This window comes from Arthrobacter sp. M71 S08 (assembly GCF_059089725.1).
In genome coordinates this window covers 25,204-44,584 of record NZ_JBNHEY010000002.1, presented here as the reverse complement: position 1 = coordinate 44,584, position 19,381 = coordinate 25,204, and the positions used below count along the sequence as shown (strand labels likewise).

At 62.2% G+C, this 19,381-nt stretch carries 19 protein-coding genes; 11 read left to right on the top strand and 8 right to left on the bottom strand.

Translation table 11 applies throughout. The features are described from left to right. The first annotated feature begins 54 nt into the window (after window positions 1-54). From AC5RTB_RS04095 to AC5RTB_RS04055, 9 genes are all read left to right on the top strand, one after another. Window positions 55-789 carry a DUF72 domain-containing protein gene (locus AC5RTB_RS04095; RefSeq protein WP_494059813.1) on the top strand — a complete coding sequence of 245 codons (735 nt, stop codon included), beginning with the start codon at window positions 55-57 and terminating at the stop codon, window positions 787-789. 95 nt (window positions 790-884) lie between these two features. Then, a complete protein-coding gene (locus AC5RTB_RS04090) occupies window positions 885-1,988 on the top strand; it encodes a type I restriction endonuclease (protein ID WP_494059812.1) in 1,104 nt (367 codons plus the stop codon). Window positions 1,989-2,054: 66 nt separating this feature from the next. Then, window positions 2,055-2,768, top strand: coding sequence for a DUF8548 family protein (locus AC5RTB_RS04085; RefSeq protein WP_494059811.1), 714 nt, complete (start codon window positions 2,055-2,057; stop codon window positions 2,766-2,768). Between the two features lie 198 nt (window positions 2,769-2,966). Beyond that, the gene (locus tag AC5RTB_RS04080; RefSeq protein ID WP_494059810.1) at window positions 2,967-3,818 is read left to right on the top strand and encodes an SDR family NAD(P)-dependent oxidoreductase; all 852 of its coding nucleotides are present in this window, start codon (window positions 2,967-2,969) and stop codon (window positions 3,816-3,818) included. Further along, on the top strand, window positions 3,815-5,182 hold the full coding sequence (locus AC5RTB_RS04075; RefSeq protein ID WP_494059809.1) for an aldehyde dehydrogenase family protein: 1,368 nt from the start codon (window positions 3,815-3,817) through the stop codon (window positions 5,180-5,182). The genes AC5RTB_RS04080 and AC5RTB_RS04075 overlap by 4 nt, the downstream gene beginning before the upstream one ends. A gap of 96 nt (window positions 5,183-5,278) precedes the next feature. Continuing rightward, window positions 5,279-6,919 (top strand): LuxR C-terminal-related transcriptional regulator, encoded by a 1,641-nt coding sequence (locus tag AC5RTB_RS04070; RefSeq protein WP_494059808.1) that lies wholly within the window; start codon window positions 5,279-5,281, stop codon window positions 6,917-6,919. A 172-nt stretch (window positions 6,920-7,091) separates the two neighbouring features. Next, window positions 7,092-7,982 (top strand): alpha/beta fold hydrolase, encoded by an 891-nt coding sequence (locus AC5RTB_RS04065; RefSeq protein ID WP_494059807.1) that lies wholly within the window; start codon window positions 7,092-7,094, stop codon window positions 7,980-7,982. 56 nt (window positions 7,983-8,038) lie between these two features. After that, window positions 8,039-8,887 carry a class I SAM-dependent methyltransferase gene (locus AC5RTB_RS04060; RefSeq protein WP_494059806.1) on the top strand — a complete coding sequence of 283 codons (849 nt, stop codon included), beginning with the start codon at window positions 8,039-8,041 and terminating at the stop codon, window positions 8,885-8,887. Between the two features lie 140 nt (window positions 8,888-9,027). After that, window positions 9,028-9,729 carry a hypothetical protein gene (locus tag AC5RTB_RS04055; RefSeq protein ID WP_494059805.1) on the top strand — a complete coding sequence of 234 codons (702 nt, stop codon included), beginning with the start codon at window positions 9,028-9,030 and terminating at the stop codon, window positions 9,727-9,729. On the opposite strand, the gene AC5RTB_RS04050 is transcribed toward AC5RTB_RS04055, so the two are convergent. Together AC5RTB_RS04050 and AC5RTB_RS04045 are read right to left on the bottom strand one after the other, a co-directional pair. Then, entirely contained in the window at window positions 9,726-9,911 is a 186-nt protein-coding gene (locus AC5RTB_RS04050) for a PspC domain-containing protein (RefSeq protein WP_494059804.1), read from the bottom strand. The two genes, AC5RTB_RS04055 and AC5RTB_RS04050, sit on opposite strands and share 4 nt — an antisense overlap. Window positions 9,912-9,967: 56 nt before the next feature. Further along, window positions 9,968-10,654 carry a DNA alkylation repair protein gene (locus tag AC5RTB_RS04045; RefSeq protein ID WP_494059803.1) on the bottom strand — a complete coding sequence of 229 codons (687 nt, stop codon included), beginning with the start codon at window positions 10,652-10,654 and terminating at the stop codon, window positions 9,968-9,970. A 157-nt stretch (window positions 10,655-10,811) separates the two neighbouring features. Here AC5RTB_RS04045 and AC5RTB_RS04040 point away from each other — a divergent pair, with 157 nt between their 5' ends. Next, window positions 10,812-12,299, top strand: a complete 1,488-nt coding sequence (locus AC5RTB_RS04040) for an MFS transporter (RefSeq protein WP_494059802.1) — start codon at window positions 10,812-10,814, stop codon at window positions 12,297-12,299. A 246-nt stretch (window positions 12,300-12,545) separates the two neighbouring features. Next, window positions 12,546-13,247, top strand: a complete 702-nt coding sequence (locus AC5RTB_RS04035) for a hypothetical protein (protein WP_494059801.1) — start codon at window positions 12,546-12,548, stop codon at window positions 13,245-13,247. 84 nt (window positions 13,248-13,331) lie between these two features. Here AC5RTB_RS04035 and AC5RTB_RS04030 read toward each other — a convergent pair whose 3' ends face one another. From AC5RTB_RS04030 to AC5RTB_RS04005, 6 genes are all read right to left on the bottom strand, one after another. Then, on the bottom strand, window positions 13,332-14,270 hold the full coding sequence (locus AC5RTB_RS04030; RefSeq protein WP_494059800.1) for a DUF368 domain-containing protein: 939 nt from the start codon (window positions 14,268-14,270) through the stop codon (window positions 13,332-13,334). Between the two features lie 157 nt (window positions 14,271-14,427). Beyond that, entirely contained in the window at window positions 14,428-15,627 is a 1,200-nt protein-coding gene (locus tag AC5RTB_RS04025; RefSeq protein ID WP_494059799.1) for a serine hydrolase domain-containing protein, read from the bottom strand. 41 nt (window positions 15,628-15,668) lie between these two features. Continuing rightward, a complete protein-coding gene (locus AC5RTB_RS04020) occupies window positions 15,669-16,448 on the bottom strand; it encodes an ABC transporter ATP-binding protein (RefSeq protein WP_494059798.1) in 780 nt (259 codons plus the stop codon). Continuing rightward, window positions 16,445-17,383, bottom strand: coding sequence for an ABC transporter ATP-binding protein (locus tag AC5RTB_RS04015; RefSeq protein ID WP_494059797.1), 939 nt, complete (start codon window positions 17,381-17,383; stop codon window positions 16,445-16,447). Before AC5RTB_RS04015 ends, AC5RTB_RS04020 begins: the two co-directional genes overlap by 4 nt. Further along, a complete protein-coding gene (locus tag AC5RTB_RS04010; protein WP_494059796.1) occupies window positions 17,380-18,363 on the bottom strand; it encodes an ABC transporter permease in 984 nt (327 codons plus the stop codon). Before AC5RTB_RS04010 ends, AC5RTB_RS04015 begins: the two co-directional genes overlap by 4 nt. Further along, window positions 18,360-19,376, bottom strand: a complete 1,017-nt coding sequence (locus AC5RTB_RS04005) for an ABC transporter permease (RefSeq protein ID WP_494059795.1) — start codon at window positions 19,374-19,376, stop codon at window positions 18,360-18,362. Before AC5RTB_RS04005 ends, AC5RTB_RS04010 begins: the two co-directional genes overlap by 4 nt. Between the last annotated feature and the right edge of the window lie 5 nt (window positions 19,377-19,381).

The window sequence follows — 19,381 nt, the reverse complement described above, 5'->3', positions numbered from 1 at the left end:
TCGAGCGTTCAAAAGCCTAAACGCCTGCGCGGAGACGTCGGTAGTGTGTCTGAGGTGAGTGAGATCCGCATTGGCACCTCCGGGTGGAGTTATGACCATTGGAACGGCGTCTGCTACCCGCACGGTACGCCGTCGGTGAAGCGGCTGGACCACTACAAGGCGCGGTTCGACACGGTCGAGCTGAACGCCAGTTTCTACCGATGGCCGCGCGACACAACGTTCGCCGGTTGGCGACGTCGTCTTCCCCACCGATTCGCTCTGTCAGTCAAAGCGCCACGTGGGCTGACGCACGGAAAGAAGCTGTACGCGCCGGAGGTCTGGATCGAGCGGATCGCCCGCTGCTGGCATGAGCTCGGCGACCGCCGCGCCGTGCTGCTCGTTCAGCTCCCACCGGCTATGGCGCGGGACGACGCCCGCCTGGACTACTTCCTGTCCCGCGTGCCGTGGTGGATCCGTGTGGCAGTCGAGTTCCGTCACCCGAGCTGGGACGACGACGCCGTCTACGCGCTGCTCGAGCGGCACGGGGCTGCGTATTGCGTGATGAGTGGAGCCGGACTGCCGTGCGTCCTGAGGGCAACGGCGCCGTTCGTGTACGCGCGGCTGCACGGGCCGGACCACGGGTACCTGTATGCGGGCTCGTACTCGGACGAGGATCTGCGCTGGTGGGCGAACCGGATTCTGGAGTGGCACGGGGCCGGCCGGGACGTCTATGTGTACTTCAATAACGACGGCGGCGGAAACGCCGTGCGGAATGCGGACACGCTACGGGGAATGGTCGGGGCGGGGTAACTCTCCGGTAACAGGGCCCAGCCGAACCGTGTTCCCGGTCACAAGCGAAGTGGCTCTTAGCTACTGTGAGGAGCAACTACTTCTAGGGGGAAACAATGGAGTTCGCAGAACGATTGACCGCGCTTGCCGCAAAGGTGCGCCACCAGAAGGGTCAAATCGAAACAGAAGAAGCGACTAAGAACGCTTTTGTTATGCCGTTCATCTCGACGATTCTCGGATATGACGTGTTCAATCCGCTTGAGGTTGTGCCTGAGTTCGTTGCCGACGTCGGCGTAAAAAAGGGCGAGAAGATCGACTACGCCATCATGCATGGCGGCACAGTACAGATTCTTATTGAGTGCAAGAAGTCCAAAGAACCCCTGCGAATAGAGCATGCGTCGCAGCTCTTCCGGTATTTTGCCGTGACGAACGCCCGCATCGCCATCCTCACCAACGGCGAGGTGTATCAGTTCTTCACAGACCTCGACGCGCCGAACAGGATGGATGCCAAGCCCTTCCTGGTGCTCGACCTGAACGACGTCGATGAGACCCTCATCCCCGAGCTGATGAAGCTTTCAAAGGACGAGTTCGATCTTGATTCCATCATCAGCGCCGCGGGCGAACTGAAGTACATCGGTGCCATCAAGAGAGCCATCGCCACAGAGTTCAAGGAGCCGAACGACGACTGGATCATATTCCTGACGTCCAAGGTCTACGACGGTCCATTCACTCAGAAGGTGCGTGATCAGTTCACCGGCCTCGTCACCAAAGCCACCAAGCAGTTCCTGAACGAGCAGGTCAACGATCGTCTCAAAACTGCGCTGGGTGCTCCGAACTTCCCGATGGCCAACGACGCAGAGATCGCGGCAACGGTTACTAGCGAGCTTTCTGTAGAAGAAGACCTGGTGGAGACCGGCATCGAGACAACCTTGGAAGAGATGGAGGGCTTCCACATCGTCCGTGCAATCGTCTGTGGCGATGTTAAGCCGGCCCGTGTTGTTCAGCGTGATGCCAAGTCGTATTGCGCCGTCTTGCTCGACGACAACAATCGCAAGCCAATTGCGCGCCTGCACTTCAACCGCTCGCAGAAGTACCTCGGTCTGTTCGACGAGAACAAGGCGGAGACTCGAGTGCCAATCAGCTCTCTGGACGAGATTTATGAGCACACGGAAGCGCTCCGTGCTTCCGTGAAAACCTATCTGGAGCCTTCAGCCAACTGACGTTTACGTGCATGAGAAGGACGTGCCAATTCGACGTTCCACCAACCGCAACTGATGGGGAACAAAATGACAACAGTCTCAGCACAACTGAACAATCTAGCCGGTGCGGTCGCGGACCTGAAACCTCAACCGCGCGGTGCACGATGGGCACACCTCTCACTCTGTACCCTCGACGCCACGTTCTCCATCAACGCCCGTTACGATTCCGTAGTTGCGCCTCTCGTCCGGCGATATGCCGAGTGGGCTGAGCTCCATAAGGTGCTGCTTCGCGGAGATGACCTGGTAAGCGGGACGCCACGGGAGGATGAGCAACGACTTAGTGACTTCCTCAAGTCCTTCAATCGAAAGACCGATCAAGAGTTTGCCGCGGACGTCGTGCGCAACAGGAACCGGACATCATCGCGAGGTGGGGTCCTGAAGGCGGAAGCTGCCCGAAGGATTTCCCAGATCCTCGTCGAGCACGGCGTCGAGACCCTAGACGATGTCAGCGAATTGCTGGCGGACCTGGACCGAACTAAAAGGGTCGAAAAGGCTTTAGCCGTAGTGCCCGGGCATGGATCGGGGATCCGCACCAGCTACGTCTGGATGACAGCCGGTGATGACCAGCAAGTGAAGCCGGACCGTCACGTCCTCGGATGGTTGACGCAGAAGATGGGCCGGAACGTCGGGGTGTCTGAGGCGCGTGTGCTGCTGGCCAATGTAGCAGCCCAGCTCGATACAACTCCTTGGGCGGTCGACCACGCGATATGGGTAAGCAAGGCCCGTCGACAAGCCGCCTGAGCAAACCTGGTTGTCTGGAAGGGATCAGGCTGCGGCACGGTTTGATCCTCCGCTCGGTGTCGCACAACCACGGTTCACGACGCCAGCGGCTGGTCCACGCGCACTTCCTCCACCGAACGACTACAGTCGGTGCGACGACCACCCGATGCACATCACAGTGGGAATCTTTCCCCGGTCATCTTTTGAGAGGGGCCCATCGTGGTATTCACGGTTCGCGGACGCACCATACTGATCACCGGCGCCGGAATGGGGATGGGCAAGCTGTATGCCGAGCGAGCCGTCGCTGAAGGTGCTGCCGCCGTCGTGCTGTGGGATATTGACGGATCCGCCCTTCAAAACGTCGCAGCGGGTCTTGCGTCCAGCGCGACGGCGGTTCACACCTACGTGGTCGATGTAGCCTCGGTGGAATCGATCACCGGCGCCGCGGCGTCGGTGATGAACGACGTCGGTGTGCCGGATGTTCTCATCAACAACGCCGGGATCATCCGAGGAAAATACTTCTGGGAGCACGACCACCACTCGGACATAGATCTCACCCTCCGCATCAACACCGGCGGGCCGATGCATGTCACGCGCGCATTCCTTCCGGCGATGATGAAACGTGGAACACCAGCGCGCATCCTGAACGTCGCCTCCGCGTCCGGGACACTCTCCGTTCCCCGAATGAGCGTGTATGCGGCGTCGAAGTGGGCCGTCATCGGCTGGAGCGACTCCCTGCGTCTCGAATTGAAATCCACCGGCCACCCAATCGCCGTCACAACCCTCATCCCCAGCTACATCAAGACCGGAATGTTCGAGGGAGCGCGCGGGCCCCTGCTGACACCGCTCATGGAACCGGAGTACGTGGTGGACAAGGTCTGGCGGGCAACCATCGCAGGCAAGGCCCGCGTTCAGCTGCCGTGGACCGTGCAACTCGGCGGAACCCTTCGCAACATCCTCCCGCAACCCGTCTGGGACCTCGTCGCAGGCCGTGTCCTCAAGGTGTACAGCTCGATGGATCACTTCACTGGACGGTCGGATCCCACAAACCAGGAGGATGGCAGCCGATGAGCGCCGCAGCGCTTCTAACTGACCAACGGGAGTACTTCCACACCGGCGTCACCCGGCCGGCCGAATGGCGACGGGGACAGTTGAAAGCTCTCCTGCGAATGCTTGCCGAACGTGAGGACGAGCTCACCGGTGCCTTGGAGGAGGACCTCGGAAAGAGCCGGACGGAAGGCTTCCTCTCCGAGATCGCCGTCGTCCGGGCGGAAGCGGCTTATGCCCTGAAACACCTTGACCACTGGATGGCGCCGGAAAAGGTCTCTGTTCCCACCGGCCTGCGTCCGGCCCGAGCGTGGACGCAGGCTCGCCCGCTCGGCGTTGTACTGATCATAGGACCCTGGAACTATCCTCTTCAGTTGATCTTGGCGCCGCTGGCCGGTGCGCTCGCTGCCGGGAATGCAGCGATACTCAAGCCCAGCGAACTGGCTCCCGAGACCTCCCGGGCACTCGCCGATCTCGTTCCGCAATACCTCGATACATCGGCAGTAGCCGTCGTCGAAGGCGGAGTGGACGTTAGCACCGACTTGCTCGCGCAACCGTTTGACCACGTTTTCTACACGGGTGGGGAGCGCGTGGGAAAGATCGTCATGAAAGCCGCCGCCGAACACCTGACGCCGGTGACCCTTGAGCTGGGAGGCAAGTCCCCCGCCGTCGTCGTCGGTGGTGACCTCCGGGCCGCAGCCCGGCGCATCGTCTACGGCAAGTTCATGAATGCTGCCCAGACCTGTGTGGCACCGGACTACATACTGACGACGCCGGATGCCGCTCCCGTGTTGGTGACAGCGCTCGCGGACGCTGTCCGGGATTTCTACGGGAGTGATCCGCGAACCTCCGGGGACTACGGGCGGATCATCAACGAGCACCACTTCGACCGGCTTGTAGGACTCATGGCGGACGGTACCGTCGTCTCCGGTGGAAGCCACGAGCGATCCGAGCGGTACATTGAACCGACTATCCTGCGCGACGTCAACCCCGGTTCCGCGCTCATGCAGGAAGAAATCTTCGGCCCGCTCCTGCCGATCCTCGAAGTGGAAGACCTCGACGACGCGATCCGGTTCATCGGCGAGCGCCCCCATCCGCTCGCTGCGTACCTCTTCAGTGACCGAAAGAAAGACCTCCAGATCTTCACTGATCGGGTCCAGGCCGGGGGTATTGCCCACAACGTCTGCACCATCCAGCTAGCGGTACCGGGGCTGCCCTTCGGTGGCGTCGGCACGAGCGGCACCGGCAGCTACCACGGCCGGCAGTCCTTCCACACGTTCAGCCATGTGCAACCGGTCTTCTCCAAGCCCACCGCAGTGGACACGCTTCGGTTTGCCTACCCGCCCTTTGGTCCCATCAGGAGGAAACTGCTGCGCAAACTCCTCTGAGTGGGCAGGCTCGGGCGTTCGTTGAGAGACGTCCTTGTTCACCTCGATGCGCGCTGAGTCGACCGCGTAGAATATATGCCCTGGTGAGAGGCAACCATGGGGATCAAGGAATCGGTGGAACTCGGCCGCGAAGCATATGAACGCGGCGCCTGGGAGGACACCTACAAGCTGTTGTCGGAAGCGGACATCTCGTCCTCTCTGGCAGCGGCGGATCTCGAACGTCTTGCGTTTGCCGCCTATCTGACGGGCCGGGAAGACGTTGCCGTCGAAGACCTGCAACGTGCATATCAGGCTTATCTGGAGCAGGACGCGACCAGCCGATCCGTGCACTGCGCCTTCTGGTTAGGCATCACGCTGGTCCTGGGCGGTCAGCACGCGCGTGGCGGAGGATGGCTGGGCCGGGCACAACGGCTGGTCGAGGAGCGATTGCCCGATTCGGTTGAAGAGGGATACCTGCTGATACCTGAAGGTCTGCAAGCCCTGGGCAGCGGTGATCCTGCTACCGCTTATGAGTCGTTCGGCAAAGCCACAGCGATCGCCAGGAAATTCAAAGACGCCGATCTCATCGCTCTCGCTCAACTCGGCGTCGGCCAGGCTCTGGTAGCCATGGGCCAACCTGGACGGGCTGTCGCAATGCTCGATGAGGCAATGCTCTGTGTGACCACCGGAGAGGTGTCGGCGGTCGCCGCAGGGATTGTTTATTGTGCCGTGATCCTGGCGTGCAGGGATATTTTCGATCTGGGACGGGCCGAGGAGTGGACGGCGGCACTCAGCCACTGGTGCGTGAAGCAGCAGGGCCTCAAACCGTACCGCGGACAGTGTATGGTGCATCGCTCGGAGATCATGCAATTGCACGGCCAGTGGGCGGACGCAATGACTGAAGTTCTCCACGCCTGCGAACACTTCTCGACACAGCAGAGTGCGCAGCCGGCCTTGGGAATGGCACAGTACCAGCGCGCAGAGATCCTCCGGTTGCGCGGCAAATACGCGGAGGCGGAGGACGCCTACCGCCAGGCTTCCGCTCTGGGGCACCCAGTGCACCCGGGGATGGCCCTCCTGCGGCTGGCCCAGGGCAACGTCAGCGATGCATATGCGGCGATCCGCCGGGTGGTGTCAGGTACCGAGGGCCCGGTTGGACGACCCAAAGTCCTTGCAGCTCTCGTCCCGATTGCACTGGCGGCAGATGATGCTGACACTGCCCGATTGGCAGTCGCAGAGCTGGATGAAGTTTCCGGACGCTTCCACTCCCCTTACTTGCAGGCAATGGCCGGGTTGGCACGCGGAACTATGCAGCTTCACGACGGCGAATACACCGCCGCCTGCGCCACCCTGCTGCAAGCCCGGGCTGCTTGGCGGGACGTGGATGCGCCCTACGAAGTGGCGCGTCTTCGCGTTCTCATGGCCCGCGCGTATCAGGCACTTGGCGATGACGACACCGCGAAGCTGGAACTCGATGCAGCGGGCTACGTCTTCGAACAGCTCGGCGCGGAACCCGACCTGGTCGAACTTTCAGCGATATCGCATCGTGCGGCCACACACGCCTCCGGTGGACTGAGCAGGCGGGAATTGGAGGTCATCCGTCTCGTCGCCACCGGCGCCACCAACCGCCAGATCGCGCAGACCCTTGTGATCAGCGAAAAAACCGTCGCCCGTCACATCAGCAACATCTTTAACAAGCTCGGGCTGTCATCACGGACTGCTGCAGCAGCTTATGCGTACGCCCACGGGCTCGTATAACACTCGCAACCGCACCAGCGGATACCTTCCGTCGGGCGAGCGCCGGGTCGCCTACACAAAATGACCCATTCCATTCGCACGCCCTCTTTGGGCCATATATCCGATGCTCCCGCGTGCGTCGGAGTGAGACCCTCAACCACAAGGAATACTTCGAGCACAACAGGTGAGAAAGATGAGCAGCGTTGGCAAGCAGGGTGGCAGCCATCCCCGGAACAGTGAGGTACGACGACGGCTGGCCGCCATAATGCCGCTGGCTGAAAACATCCGCGACATCCACGGTGTCTCCACCGCTGTTTTCGAGGGCGGGGAGGGTTCACCCATGGTCCTCCTTCACAGCATCGGAGAGTTCGCTGCCGTGTGGCAACCCGTGATACCTGAGCTGATGAGAACACACCACCTCGTGGTTCCCGATCTACCGGGACAAGGTGCCTCCGAAGTCGCGGGCGAGTTTCCCGACGCGGAGGGTGTGCTCCGGTGGCTCGATGAACTCATACGCCAAACCTGTGATTCGCCCCCAGTGCTGGCGGGTCACCTACTGGGCGGTGCCATCGCCGCAAGATACGCGGTTGAACATGGGGGAAGTATTTCCGGGTTGGTTCTCGTCGACACCCTCGGACTGGAGTGGTACCGGCCCTCGCTGAGATTTGCAGCACCGATGATGGGCTTCATTGCCCGACCCTCCGCCGAGAGCCAGGACCGGTTCTTCGACAAGTGCTTCCTCGATCGGGATCGTGTCCGGAGTGAAACCGGCGACAACTGGCAGCCGCTCATGGACTACGCGCTCGATCGTGCCCGCACCCCGAGTGTTCAGGCGGCAGTGCGCCAGCTGGTGCGCAAGTTTGGCATGCCTCCGATCCGATCGGAGGATCTGTCCAGTATCGGCGTTCCGACGACGCTCATTCACGGCCGGTACGACCTGCAGGTGCGTCTGAAAACAGCCGAGCAGGCCGCTGCACGATACGGCTGGAGACTGCACGTAATCGAAGACTGCCGCGACGATCCTGCCATCGAACAGCCCTCGGCCTTCGTCGAGATCCTGCACAGTGCGTTGGGGCCTTCTTAGCCTTGGTTCAGCATTCCGAAATACCAGCACACACATATACCGAGTAGGAGTTCACCGTGACTGCCAACCCACGAACCGGTCCCGGAACCGCCCCAACGGTCCGAGAACCCTGGGACCTGATTGCACCGGCGTTTGACGAATACGTCACGCCTGAGAACATCGCCTGCGGACAAGAGGTGATTCGTAGGGCCAATCTTGGACCGGGCACTGCATTTCTGGACGTGGCCGCCGGCAGCGGCGCCCTCAGCATTCCGGCCGCTCGCTTGGGCGCAGACGTCCTCGCGGTCGACATATCGCCGGTAATGATCGAACTTCTCGTTGAACGCGCCCGGTCTGAATCATTGCCGAATCTGCGTGGCCGAGTGATGGACGGCTGCGCCCTAGACCTCAACGATGACACGTTCGACGTCGCCGCGTCGCAGCACGGGGTTTCCATCTTCCCAGATCTGATGCGCGGACTCTTTGAGCTGCGGCGAGTGACCAAACCCGGCGGCCAGGTGATTGTTGCGGCTTTCGGCGACCTGCGGAAAGCCGAATTCCTAGGGCTCTTCCTGGGCGCCGTTCAGGCGGCGGCGCCGGAGATCCCGTCCCTGCATGCGGATTCTCCCCCGTTGCCATTTCAGTTGGCGGATCCCATCGTCTTCCGCGACAAACTCACGGAAGTGGGACTGTCAGATGTTGCTGTCGAAGCGACCACCTGGAACATGCAGGTCGGGTCCGCCCAGCACCTATGGAACACCGTCACGTCGAGCAACCCACTTGGAGCAGGCATCAATGCACGTCTGTCCAACAAGGAACGCTCGGATGCAATCCAGATACTGGATGGAATGCTGCGTGAGCGATCCGCCGACCAACCGGAAGCCGTCCTCCACGCAGAGCTCAATATCGGTACTGGGCGGAAGTGAGAAAATGAGGGTTGGAGGTGTTCGCGGAGGTGCCAGGCCGGCTCTTGACTTGTACCGCCAGCGGGATAAGCATGTGCACAAGCCCGACATTCGTGTCCGGCGCCCACTGCTGCAGCACCCCCGTAAGGCGATGATCCAGAATGTCCAGCCCTCAATCGTGGGACCCCAATGGTCTGCCGGTAGTGCGGGTTCCGCTTCAGGTCTCGGCCGTTTGCATGGCGGTTAGCGGCTTGTTGGTGGCGGCTGCCACGCCGCCGCATCCCAATATCCTCAACACTTCAGTCAGCGAGTCCGTGACGGGCACCCCTCTGTGGGCCGTCCTTCACCTCGCCCTGCTGATGGCCATAGCACTGGCTTTCGTGGGGGCTTGCGGCATAGTGGCCGCGCACGGCAATCGGCTTGGGCGCTGGGGTCAGGTGGCCTTGGCGGCCAGTCTCGTGGGTAGCGTCGGGGGGGCTGCCGTCATGGGGCTGGAAGCGATCGCTTTTCCCACCCTGGCAGCCGAGGCTCCGGAACTCCTTGCTCTCGACGGTCCCTTGCTTACCTCTCCGACGATGATCGGTGTGGCGATACTCCTCCTGGGATGGCCGATCGGCTTGACCATTCTTGGAGTGGCCGCTGCGCGTGCTCGTGTTTTCCCCCGCAGTGCGGGCGTGCTTCTTGCCATTGGTGCTCCGGCCTTCATCGCCCTTGAGGGGCCGTTCCTGCCTGTCCTCGGAGTGTTGTCCGCCTTCGTCTTGGCGGCGGCTCAGCTCTGGTGGGGCTGGCTGCTCTGGCGTTCAGGCGCACGCGTTCGACGGGATGACAGCTCAGTGTCTCTCCCGCACGTGCGCCGTGGTTAGTAGTTTTCTTTGGGAAGCACGATCCACAGAATGATGTAGACCAACTCCCCAATTCCTACCAATCCGAAGATCACGAATCCGATCCGGACGAGCCACTTGGGCAAGCCGAACCCGGTCGCAAGAGCCGCGCAGACTCCTGCTATTACTTTGCCGCTACGAGGACGAACCAGTGTGCCAGCCATGCGGCGACTCTACGCCTCCGGTTGTAGTGATGGAACCCCGGGTCAACGGCGCCCCCCTACGATTCACTTTTCCGCCGGACCATCTCGCCGATCCAGATCGGTGCGAACGGTGAAGTGCAGCCCGGCGGCGTCGGGTAGTCCTTGAGCACTTCCAGTCGCTCACCGATCTCGAGCGCACGGTCACGGTACTCGGCATGCTCGATCCCGATCTGCGCCAGACAGGTGTTCATCGCCCACTGCAACCGCTCGGGCGCATCCTTCATCTGCCCCTCGATGAGGTTGAGCAAGCCAGACAGATCGATGTCCTCCGGCTGCTTCACCACTCGCTCGGATGTGAGCGCCCAGCCCGCACTCGCCACCACCGGATCCGCATCGTTGAACCACGCCAGCCTCAACTCCTCAACATGCGCCGACTTTTTCACCACGTAGTTCACGAGCCAGTCCTGTACCTTCAGCGAGCGTGACTGGCGCAGCATCGCGTCCAGCTCGTCGCGTCCAAAATCCTTCGGCCGGCAGATCAGTAACGCGAGCAGCCGCGCTGCGGAGTCGCCGGTCGCCCAGAGCTTCTGCGCGAGGTCCTGCTGGGTCTTGAGCCGCTTCGCCACCGCCCGCAGCTTGGTGAGGTTGACCCCGTGGTCGTCACCGTGCTTTTCATTCACTTCGCGGATCCTTGGGTCTTCGAGGGCCGCCAATTCAGCTAGTACCTCGTCCACCGTCGTTTCACTCGTTGCTGTCGTGGCCATGTCACGCTCCTGTCGTCTGGTCCAAGATCCAGATTACGAGGGTCCTCCGATCGAATCGAGCCCTGGCTGACCGCTCGGAGCACAAGACTCGATCTACTGGCGGTGAGGGTTCGGAAAGCTAGTAGCCGAGCCAAGACTTGCGAGTAAACTGATGCGCATGACCGGGCAGGATCCGGCTCCGTTGGGAGCCGGCGCGGTTTCTCACGGTGGGGGCCTCTCCGAGGAAGTGGCAATCCCCTCCATTCGAGCCGGTGGAGCTGGCGCTGCGCTACCGCCTAATGACGACGTCATTGACACATCACTACGCAGCCCGGCGGAAAGATTCCGCACTTTCGTGGGAATCCTGACGAACACTGCGGTCGCGAACATCACTACCAGTTATCTCTGGTTCGCCCTGACATTCTGGGCTTACCTCCAGACGCGGAACGTGATCGCGACCGGGGTCATCGGCGGCGCGTACATGCTGTTGATCGCCCTTTCGAGCGTCAGCTTCGGCACCTTCGTGGATCGCTACCGCAAGCTGGCAGTGATGCGATTCGCCGCCGGGTTCACCCTGGTGATGTTCGTGCTCGCCGGGGTGATGTTCCTGCTCACGCCCAGGACCAGTCTGCTCGACCTGAGACAACCGTGGTTCTGGGTCTTCACGCTGATCATCCTGGTTGGTGCGGTTGTAGAGAATATGCGCAACATCGCGCTCTCCACCACTGTCACCATCCTCATCGAGCCGGATCGGCGGGCCAACGCCAATGGGTTGGTAGGGATGGTGCAGGGCCTTATGTTCATCATCACCTCCGTGCTCTCCGGGTTGTCGGTCGGACTACTCGGGATGGGTTGGACTATCGTCATCGCCCTTGTGCTGACGGCGTTGGCGTTCGCGCACCTGCTCACGCTGCGCATGCCTGAAGAAGTGCGCGCCGCTGCCTCTGATGCGCACGGCGGCTTCGACCTACGCGGTTCCTTTACCGCCGTGATGGCCATTTCGGGTCTGTTCGCCCTGATCCTTTTCTCCACGTTCAACAACTTCGTCGGCGGCGTCTACATGGCGCTGATGGACCCCTACGGCCTCGAACTGTTCCCGGTGGAGTTGTGGGGAGCCTATTTCGCACTGGGCGCTACCGGCTTCATTGTGGGCGGTGCCCTGATCGGTAAGTTCGGCCTCGGGCCCAATCCGTTACGCACTATGCTCATCGCCGTAGTCCTGATGGGAGTTATCGGCGCTGTGTTCACGCTGCGCGAGTGGGCATGGCTTTACATCGCCGGGATCTGGCTTTATCTGGTGCTGGTGCCGTTCATCGAGGCAGCCGAGCAGACTGTAATCCAGCGGGTGGTTCCCCTGCCCCGGCAGGGGCGGGTGTTCGGACTCGCCATGGCTCTCGAGTCCGCGGCGGCCCCGATCACCGCGTTCCTCATCGCGCCGATCGCTGAAATCTGGATTATCCCCTACGCCCGTTCAACCGAAGGCGCAGCCCAACTGGCCCCACTACTCGGGGAGGGTACCTCCCGAGGGATAGCCCTGGTGTTCCTGGTCGCAGGGATCATCATTATTGTTGCCGCGCTGCTGGCCTTCGTAACTCCGGTCTACCGTCGGGTCTCCGATTCATATGCACGGGCGGCGGCCGGGACTCCGGGGGCGTTCACACCGTGACGAAGCGACTGTCCCACTAGGGCGTCGGCGTAAGCACTTCACGTGCGATGCCCCGTCGACCAGCCTCTCTCAGGCTGACATACCCATTTTGGGGAGTCTGCCTAGTAATAAGCGTGCTTCCTATCTGACCGGTTTGGAATTACCGTTTAAGTACGACGTCGACATCCTAAGTACGACGTCGACATCCGAAGGCCGTCAACTAGCGAATTCCATCCACTAGCACTGAATAAGCCCCCAGGAGAGACCATGAGCACCAGCGCAGGATCCGCCCACAGCGGGCCGGACGACAACGACCGGGATCGCACCCGGCGCCTCGACAGCGACCCGGACCACACACGGCGCGACGACATCGACCGCGACCACACGCGGCGCGACGACATCGACCGGGACCAGCGGGACCACCTGCTGGAACGGGAAAAGGAAGAGTTCGGCGGCATCAAGATCGGTTCGGCCTTCTTCGGTTGGCTCACCGCCACCGGAACCGCAGTCCTACTCACCGCTCTAGCCGCGGCACTCGGCGCAGTTATAGGCAACGCAACGAACACGAACGTGGCGAGCGAAGCCACGCAGGACCCGCAAACCGCCGGAATCATCGGGGCGATCATCCTGCTCGTGATCCTGTTCATCGCCTACTTCTGCGGCGGTTACGTCGCCGGGCGAATGGCCCGGTTCAACGGTATGAAGCAGGGCATTGCGGTGTGGGTCTGGGCCGTCGTCATTGCGATTATCGTCGGAATCCTCGGCGCAATCGCTGGAGACCAGTTCAACATCCTCGCCCAGGTCAACACCTTCCCGCAGATCCCCAACGCGGAGAACCTGACCACGGCGGGCATCATTTCCGCAATCGTCGCCGCGGTCGTAGCCCTCGTCGGAGCGATCCTCGGCGGCATGGCCGGAATGCGCTTCCACCGCAAGGTCGACAAAGCCAACCTCCTCGACAACAGGTAGAGCCGAGCCCTAGCGCTCGTATTTCGGCCCGCCTCCCCAGCTGGGGAGGCGGGCCGTTGCCTGTCCTGATGATTATTCGGGAGGCTAGGAGAGCCGGATCGCGCGGTGCTCCCGCAGCCAGAGGAGAGTAACCGTCGCGGCGCCGGCCACTGCTGCAGCAAGGGGCCAAGCCCAGTCATTCGGATCTGGGGCAAGGAGCACCGTACCGTCCTGCCAAGGCCAGATGGCCCGGAGGGAACCAAGGATCAAACCGGTAGCGACCAGCAGAGTGGGGCGGCGGTGTTCGCGCAAGAGGTAGGCGAGAGCCCGTACCAGGGTTGCGAGTCCGACCACCGTGCCGGCACCAAAAAGGGCGATGTACCCCAGGTCCCGGGTGCTCACTGCTTCAAGGGTTGGCTCATACATACCCACGGTAAGCAGGACGAAAGAACCCGACAATCCAGGCAGTACGAGCGCGCAGATAGCCACCGCTCCGCTGATGAGCAGTACCCACCACCTCGGTTCTTCCACCTGTATTGCGGGGATGCCGAGGAGGAGGAAAACAGCCGCTGCCACAGCGAGTACAACGCAGGCGTTACGGAGAAGAGGGGCGCGGCCGGGCGGAGTCAGCCTCTGAACCATAGTCGCCGGCACCAGCAGGCTAGCGAGGACCATCCCCAGGAAGAGCGCGCGTGAGATGACGGGTTGAGTCTCCACGAAGTGGTGGAGCGGCCCCGCCAACATGAACAGGGCCACAACCATGCCGACGAGCAGCGGAAGGACCAGCGCCCACTCGACCTGCTTGAGGTGTGCCGCGGCCAGCGTTCGGCCCCGCCTGCCCAGGAGCGAAGTAGCTGCCCGTACAACATGGTTCGCGGAGTGGATCAGGCGGTCGTAGATCCCGAGGACGAGGGCGATGGTGCCTCCGGATACACCGGGCACCAGTTCCACGAGGCCCATCAGCGCCCCCTGAAGAATGGCAGGAAGCGACCGACCCCATCCCGTCGAAGGTGCAGGTGCGCTGGATGCGGGTACATGGCTCATCCCTTTTACCGTACGTGAGGTCATCGAACCACGAGATATCAATCGCCCCGAATGACCCTACTTGTGACCAACCACGCAGTCGACGCAGTTAATGTGGGCTGACGGAGTCAGACCGCCCGCTCAGATGCTGGATGATGTCCGGCTGCGTGGGATACCGCTACGAACCGGCACAAGCTGACCCCTCAAGCAGTTCAACGACGCGACGGAATCCCTCTGCGTGCCGCCGATTGTGTTCGACGGAGGTCGGTTCCGGTCCGGAGGAGAACTTCACGATGACCGTTTGGCTGAGGGGATCCGTCCAGATGAATTGTCCGTGTATGCCTGCGGCGTAGACAGCCCCTCGTTCATCACCGGGGACCCACCACTGGCTGCGGTAGGAGCCGTTCGGGTGAACCTGTTGGTAGGCGCTGCTGCGCGCGAGCGAGGGATCGCCGCCCTGGAAGATGTCGGTAATCCATTCTTCGGGAATGACCTGCCGGGTGTCTTGTCGTCCACGGTTCAGCATCAGCTCTCCGATGCGGAGCAGATCCCGCGCAGTACAGGCGATGCCACCGTTCGCGAAGGCGAATCCAGCTTCGTCTGTGGTGATGTAGGCATCGTCCTCGCAGCCAATGAGCGACCATAGTTCTTCTGAAACGACCTCCGGGTAACGGCTGCCGGTGACGTTCTCTGCAATCCAGGCTAGGACGTCCGTACCCGCAGAACGGTACTTGAAGGAGGTCCCGTGCTCCCCCGCTGCCCGTAGTTCTGTGAGGAACTGATACGTGTCGGCCGGGTCATTTGGCAGCGGATTGTTCCACCGGGCTACCCGGTCCTGTACGCGTACTTCTGAGTCGGGGTCCGCGTAGTCCTCGCTGTAGTGGACTGCGGCGGTCATGTCGAGGACTTGCCTGACTGTTGCATCACCGTAGCCGGTGCCGGCGAGCGCGGGCACGTAGGCTTCGACCTGCGCTTCCAGGTCAATAAGCCCCTTCCCCACCAGCGCACCGATGACGAGGGAGCAGATCGACTTGGACACCGACATCAGGATGTGGCGGTCCTGTCGCCGGAACGTCCCCAGGTACCTCTCATAGGCAATCCTGCCTTTGTGGAGGACGACAAACGCGTCCGTGTACGTCTCCTCCAGGAAACGGTCCACCTCGGCCCACTCAGGGCTGGAAGCCGACGCCGTGCTCAGGATCTCCCAGGGACGCGCTGCGTCACTGCCCCTGCGGATACTCGCCGTCGTGATCAGTTCGCTGACATGGGCGAAGCCCCACCTGCTGTAAGGCGCCTGCTGCCAATTTTCGAGCGTAATGGGCGCCGGGAAGTTTTCTCCCGGGTATCGGTCTACTTTGATGCTGGATTGGACGTGCACGTGTTGGCTGCCTTCTGTCTTGGCCGGAATCGCGGGGCGAACTAGAGCCTGCTGGCGTGCCCAGGAGTCGCTGCGATGAGTTCTTTGGTGTAGTCGTGGGATGGGTTGTCAAAGACGTCGGAGGCCGTGCCGGACTCAAGAATGCGGCCTTTCCTCATCACGGCGACGTCATCGCTCAGGTACCGAACCACGTCCAGATCGTGGGAGATCACCAGGTAGGTCAGGTCCATCCGGTTCCTGAGGTCCTGGAGCAGATTCAGGATCTGCGCCTGGACTGACACGTCAAGAGCGCTGGTCGGTTCGTCCAGTACAACCAGTTTTGGGTTGGTGGCCAGCGCCCGGGCAACCCCCACGCGTTGGCACTGACCCCCTGAGAGCTGATGAGGGAAACGGCGATAGTGGTCCGGCCCGAGGCCTACTTCATCGAGGAGCTCCAGTACCCGTGATGTTACGCCGGTCTTGGAGAGGTTCCCGTGCGCCTGGAGCGGCTCCGAGATGGAGGCCCCGATGGTCATTCGCGGATTCAACGCCGCGATCGGGTTCTGCAGGACGAAGCCGATGCGTGCGCGGATCTTCCGCAGCTCGCGTTCACTGGCCTGGCACAGGTTCCGGCCCTCGAACCACACCTCGCCGCTGGTGGGGCGGATCAGCTGCATGGCGCACCGCACCAGGGTGCTCTTGCCTGAGCCGGATTCTCCTACCAGCCCGAAGACGGACCCGGAGGTGACTGACAGCGACACCTCGTCAACCGCCTTGATTTCGGTCCGTGCGGGGCCCCTGAAGGTCTTGGTGACGCGCACTATGTCCAGCAGGTCGTTCACAGTTCGTCCTTCCGGAAACAGGCAGCGGAGTGGTTGCCGCCGACCTGTTCAAGCTCCGGGTCGTTGGTACGGCACGTTGCGATTTCGAGTGGGCACCGGTTAGCGAAAGCACAGCCTTCAAGGTTGAGCAGGTTACCCGGAACGGTGCCCCCAATAGCGGCTAGACGCTCGCCGGGCGCCTTACCTGCGGGCAGTGCGCCGATGAGTCCTTTGGTGTACGGGTGGCGGGGGCGGCTCAGGACGTCAGCTACGGGTCCGGTCTCCACCACCCGGCCCGCATAGAGCACGGCAACACGATCACAGGTGTCCCGGATGACTCCGAGGTTGTGGCTGATCAGCAGGACCCCGAATCCGAGTTCATTGCGCAGCTGGCCCACGAGTTCCAGAATCTGCTTGGAGACCGTTACATCCAGGGCCGTGGTGGGTTCGTCGAGGATGAGAAGGCGCGGCTTGCGGAGCAACGCCATTGCGATCATGGCGCGCTGCAGCATCCCACCGGAGAGCTCATGCGGGTATGCGCCATAGACACGCTCCGGATCAGGTAGCCGCACCTGCCCGAGCTGGTGCAGCACCTCGGCTTTGGCTTGCTTCTTGCCCATGGGCTTGAAGCGGGTCAACACATCCGTCAGCTGCCTGCCGAGTGTGAAGACCGGGTTGAAAGCTGTACCGGGATTCTGGAAGACCGTGGCAACCGCTGGGGATCCGTCGTCGTGCCGGGAAGAGTGCAGCACTTCTCCCGAAGACACCAGCCCCTGCGGAAGGTGCCCCAGGATGGCTAGCCCGGTCAGGGATTTGCCGCACCCGGTTTCACCGACCAGGCCGAGGATCTCCCCCGGCGCAAGATCGAGGTCGATTCCGCGGCACGGGCGGTTTGTCACCGTTCCGCGGTCCACCACTTCCACGTTCAGGTCTCGGACCTGCAGCAATGCGGTCATCGCTTCACCTGCCGGGGGTCGAGGAGATCCCGCAGGGAGTCTCCGAGGAGATTGAAACCGAGGACGGCCAGGAAGATGGCCATTCCGGGGAACACCGATATCCACCAGGAGGTGAAGACCACACCGCGGCCTTCGGCGACCATCAGTCCCCAGTCGGGCAACGGTGGTTGTGTACCCAGGCCAAGGAAGGCCAGGGACCCGGCCGCCAGGATGACGCTGCCGATGTCCACTGTGGCTTGGACAAGGATCGGAGTGGTGCAGTTCTTCAGGATGTGGCGCGTCACAATGCGGACCGGCGAGATTCCCATGGCCCGCGCCGCTTCGACGAACGGGCGCTCTTTCAGGGAGCGCGCTTCCGCCCGGACAAGCCGGGCGTACCAGGGCCACCAGCTGATGGCCAGAGCGATTCCGGCGTTCGTCAGGCTGGGTCCAAGGATCGCGACAGTGACCATCGCCAGAAGCAGCGGCGGAAACGCCTGGAAAACCTCTGTGATGCGCATAAGCATCTCGTCGATCCAGCCGCCCCGATAGCCAGCGACGGCGCCGAGAGGTATCCCGATCAGGGCAGCAATTGCAACCACCATCATGGACACGGCCAGAGCCGGCTGGGCGCCCATGACGATTCGGCTGAGGACATCGCGCCCCAGTTGGTCCGTACCCAGCCAGTTCATCGCGTTGGGAGCGAGATTGCGGTTTGCCGAGTCGGTAGCACCCATCCCCTGTTCGGGGAACGGGACAATCCAGGGCGCGAACAGCGCGGAGAGGACAAACGCCACGATGATCACCAGCCCGAATGCTGCCAACCGGTCGCGCCGGAGGATGTTGAGGATGTGTCTGGCCGTTCCCGGGGGTCGGCTCTCCGTTCCGGCGTCCGGCACCGGTGTGGACGCCGGGCCAATTGCTGTTGGGAGTGTTCCGTCGGTTGCCGGCTGCGGATTCCGTGCTTCCACAGCCGGCTCCTGCTCGGTTCGGTTGGTCATGAGATTGCCACCCTTGGATCGATCCTGGCTTGCACGACGTCGACCACCAGATTTGCGACCAGGTAGCCGAAAGCTCCCAGGAGCGTGATGGCCATGATGGCCGGGTAATCGACCGCCAGCATGGACGAGCTGGCGAACTGGCCTATGCCGGGCCAGTTGAAGACGATCTCGACGAAGAACGTACCGGTCAGCGTGTACGCCGTCGCCATGCCGGTGACCGTAAGGACGGGCGGGAAAGCGTTGCGCAGCGCGAGGCGCCACCGGATGCTCCGTTGACGCAGGCCGTAGGCCTGCGCGGTGAAGATGTAGTCCTGGTTCAGGACCTCAAGCATCGAGGACCTGGTCATCCGCGCAACCAGTCCCAGCGGGTACGCGGCCAGAGTGATGGCCGGCAGGATCAGATGCTGGAGCCCGTCGCCGAACGCTGCAAGGTTGCCGGTCAGGAGGCTGTCCAGCATCGGAAAGCCGGTCACTGCAGTGATGGGGTTCGTGTACCGGAGGTCGTTGCTGAATTGCCCTGTTGCCGGGAGGAGTCCCAGCCCTCCCACGAACAGCAGCTGAAGCAGCAGGCCCAGCCAGAAGGCCGGCATCGACACGCCGCCGATGGAGAGGAAACGCACCAGCCCGTCCACGAGCTTGCCGGGCTTCCGTGTCGCCCATACGCCGAGGACGACTCCACCGGCAACGGCCAGTCCCATAGCCGTCACGATCAATTCAAGCGTGGCGGGCAACCGGGTGAACAGTTCTTCCAACACCGGGCGCTTGGTAGCCAGTGATGACCCCCAGTCACCCGTGAGCAGGTCCCTCAGGTACGCGAAATACTGCTCGTAGACCGGCCGGTCGAATCCCAGTTCAGTCCGGATGCGAGCCAGTTCCTCCGGGGGCGCCTTCGGCCCGGCGTAGATTACGGCCGGATCGCTGGGGACGAGCCTCGAGAGGATGAACACGAGCGCGGTCAGCACCAGCAGAACCAGCAGCGAGGTGACCGCTCGTTTCACGATAAAACGCAGCATTTGAT

Bases quoted from the DNA above. Each gene is read 5' to 3' on its own strand.
- AC5RTB_RS04010 (WP_494059796.1), bottom strand. From the start codon at position 18,363: ATGACCAACCGAACCGAGCAGGAGCCGGCTGTGGAAGCACGGAATCCG.
- AC5RTB_RS04090 (WP_494059812.1), top strand. From the start codon at position 885: ATGGAGTTCGCAGAACGATTGACCGCGCTTGCCGCAAAGGTGCGCCAC.
- AC5RTB_RS04030 (WP_494059800.1), bottom strand. From the start codon at position 14,270: ATGAGCCATGTACCCGCATCCAGCGCACCTGCACCTTCGACGGGATGG.
- AC5RTB_RS04005 (WP_494059795.1), bottom strand. From the start codon at position 19,376: ATGCTGCGTTTTATCGTGAAACGAGCGGTCACCTCGCTGCTGGTTCTG.
- AC5RTB_RS04045 (WP_494059803.1), bottom strand. From the start codon at position 10,654: ATGGCCACGACAGCAACGAGTGAAACGACGGTGGACGAGGTACTAGCT.
- AC5RTB_RS04055 (WP_494059805.1), top strand. From the start codon at position 9,028: ATGTCCAGCCCTCAATCGTGGGACCCCAATGGTCTGCCGGTAGTGCGG.
- AC5RTB_RS04085 (WP_494059811.1), top strand. From the start codon at position 2,055: ATGACAACAGTCTCAGCACAACTGAACAATCTAGCCGGTGCGGTCGCG.
- AC5RTB_RS04070 (WP_494059808.1), top strand. From the start codon at position 5,279: ATGGGGATCAAGGAATCGGTGGAACTCGGCCGCGAAGCATATGAACGC.
- AC5RTB_RS04035 (WP_494059801.1), top strand. From the start codon at position 12,546: ATGAGCACCAGCGCAGGATCCGCCCACAGCGGGCCGGACGACAACGAC.
- AC5RTB_RS04065 (WP_494059807.1), top strand. From the start codon at position 7,092: ATGAGCAGCGTTGGCAAGCAGGGTGGCAGCCATCCCCGGAACAGTGAG.
- AC5RTB_RS04040 (WP_494059802.1), top strand. From the start codon at position 10,812: ATGACCGGGCAGGATCCGGCTCCGTTGGGAGCCGGCGCGGTTTCTCAC.
- AC5RTB_RS04075 (WP_494059809.1), top strand. From the start codon at position 3,815: ATGAGCGCCGCAGCGCTTCTAACTGACCAACGGGAGTACTTCCACACC.
- AC5RTB_RS04050 (WP_494059804.1), bottom strand. From the start codon at position 9,911: ATGGCTGGCACACTGGTTCGTCCTCGTAGCGGCAAAGTAATAGCAGGA.
- AC5RTB_RS04015 (WP_494059797.1), bottom strand. From the start codon at position 17,383: ATGACCGCATTGCTGCAGGTCCGAGACCTGAACGTGGAAGTGGTGGAC.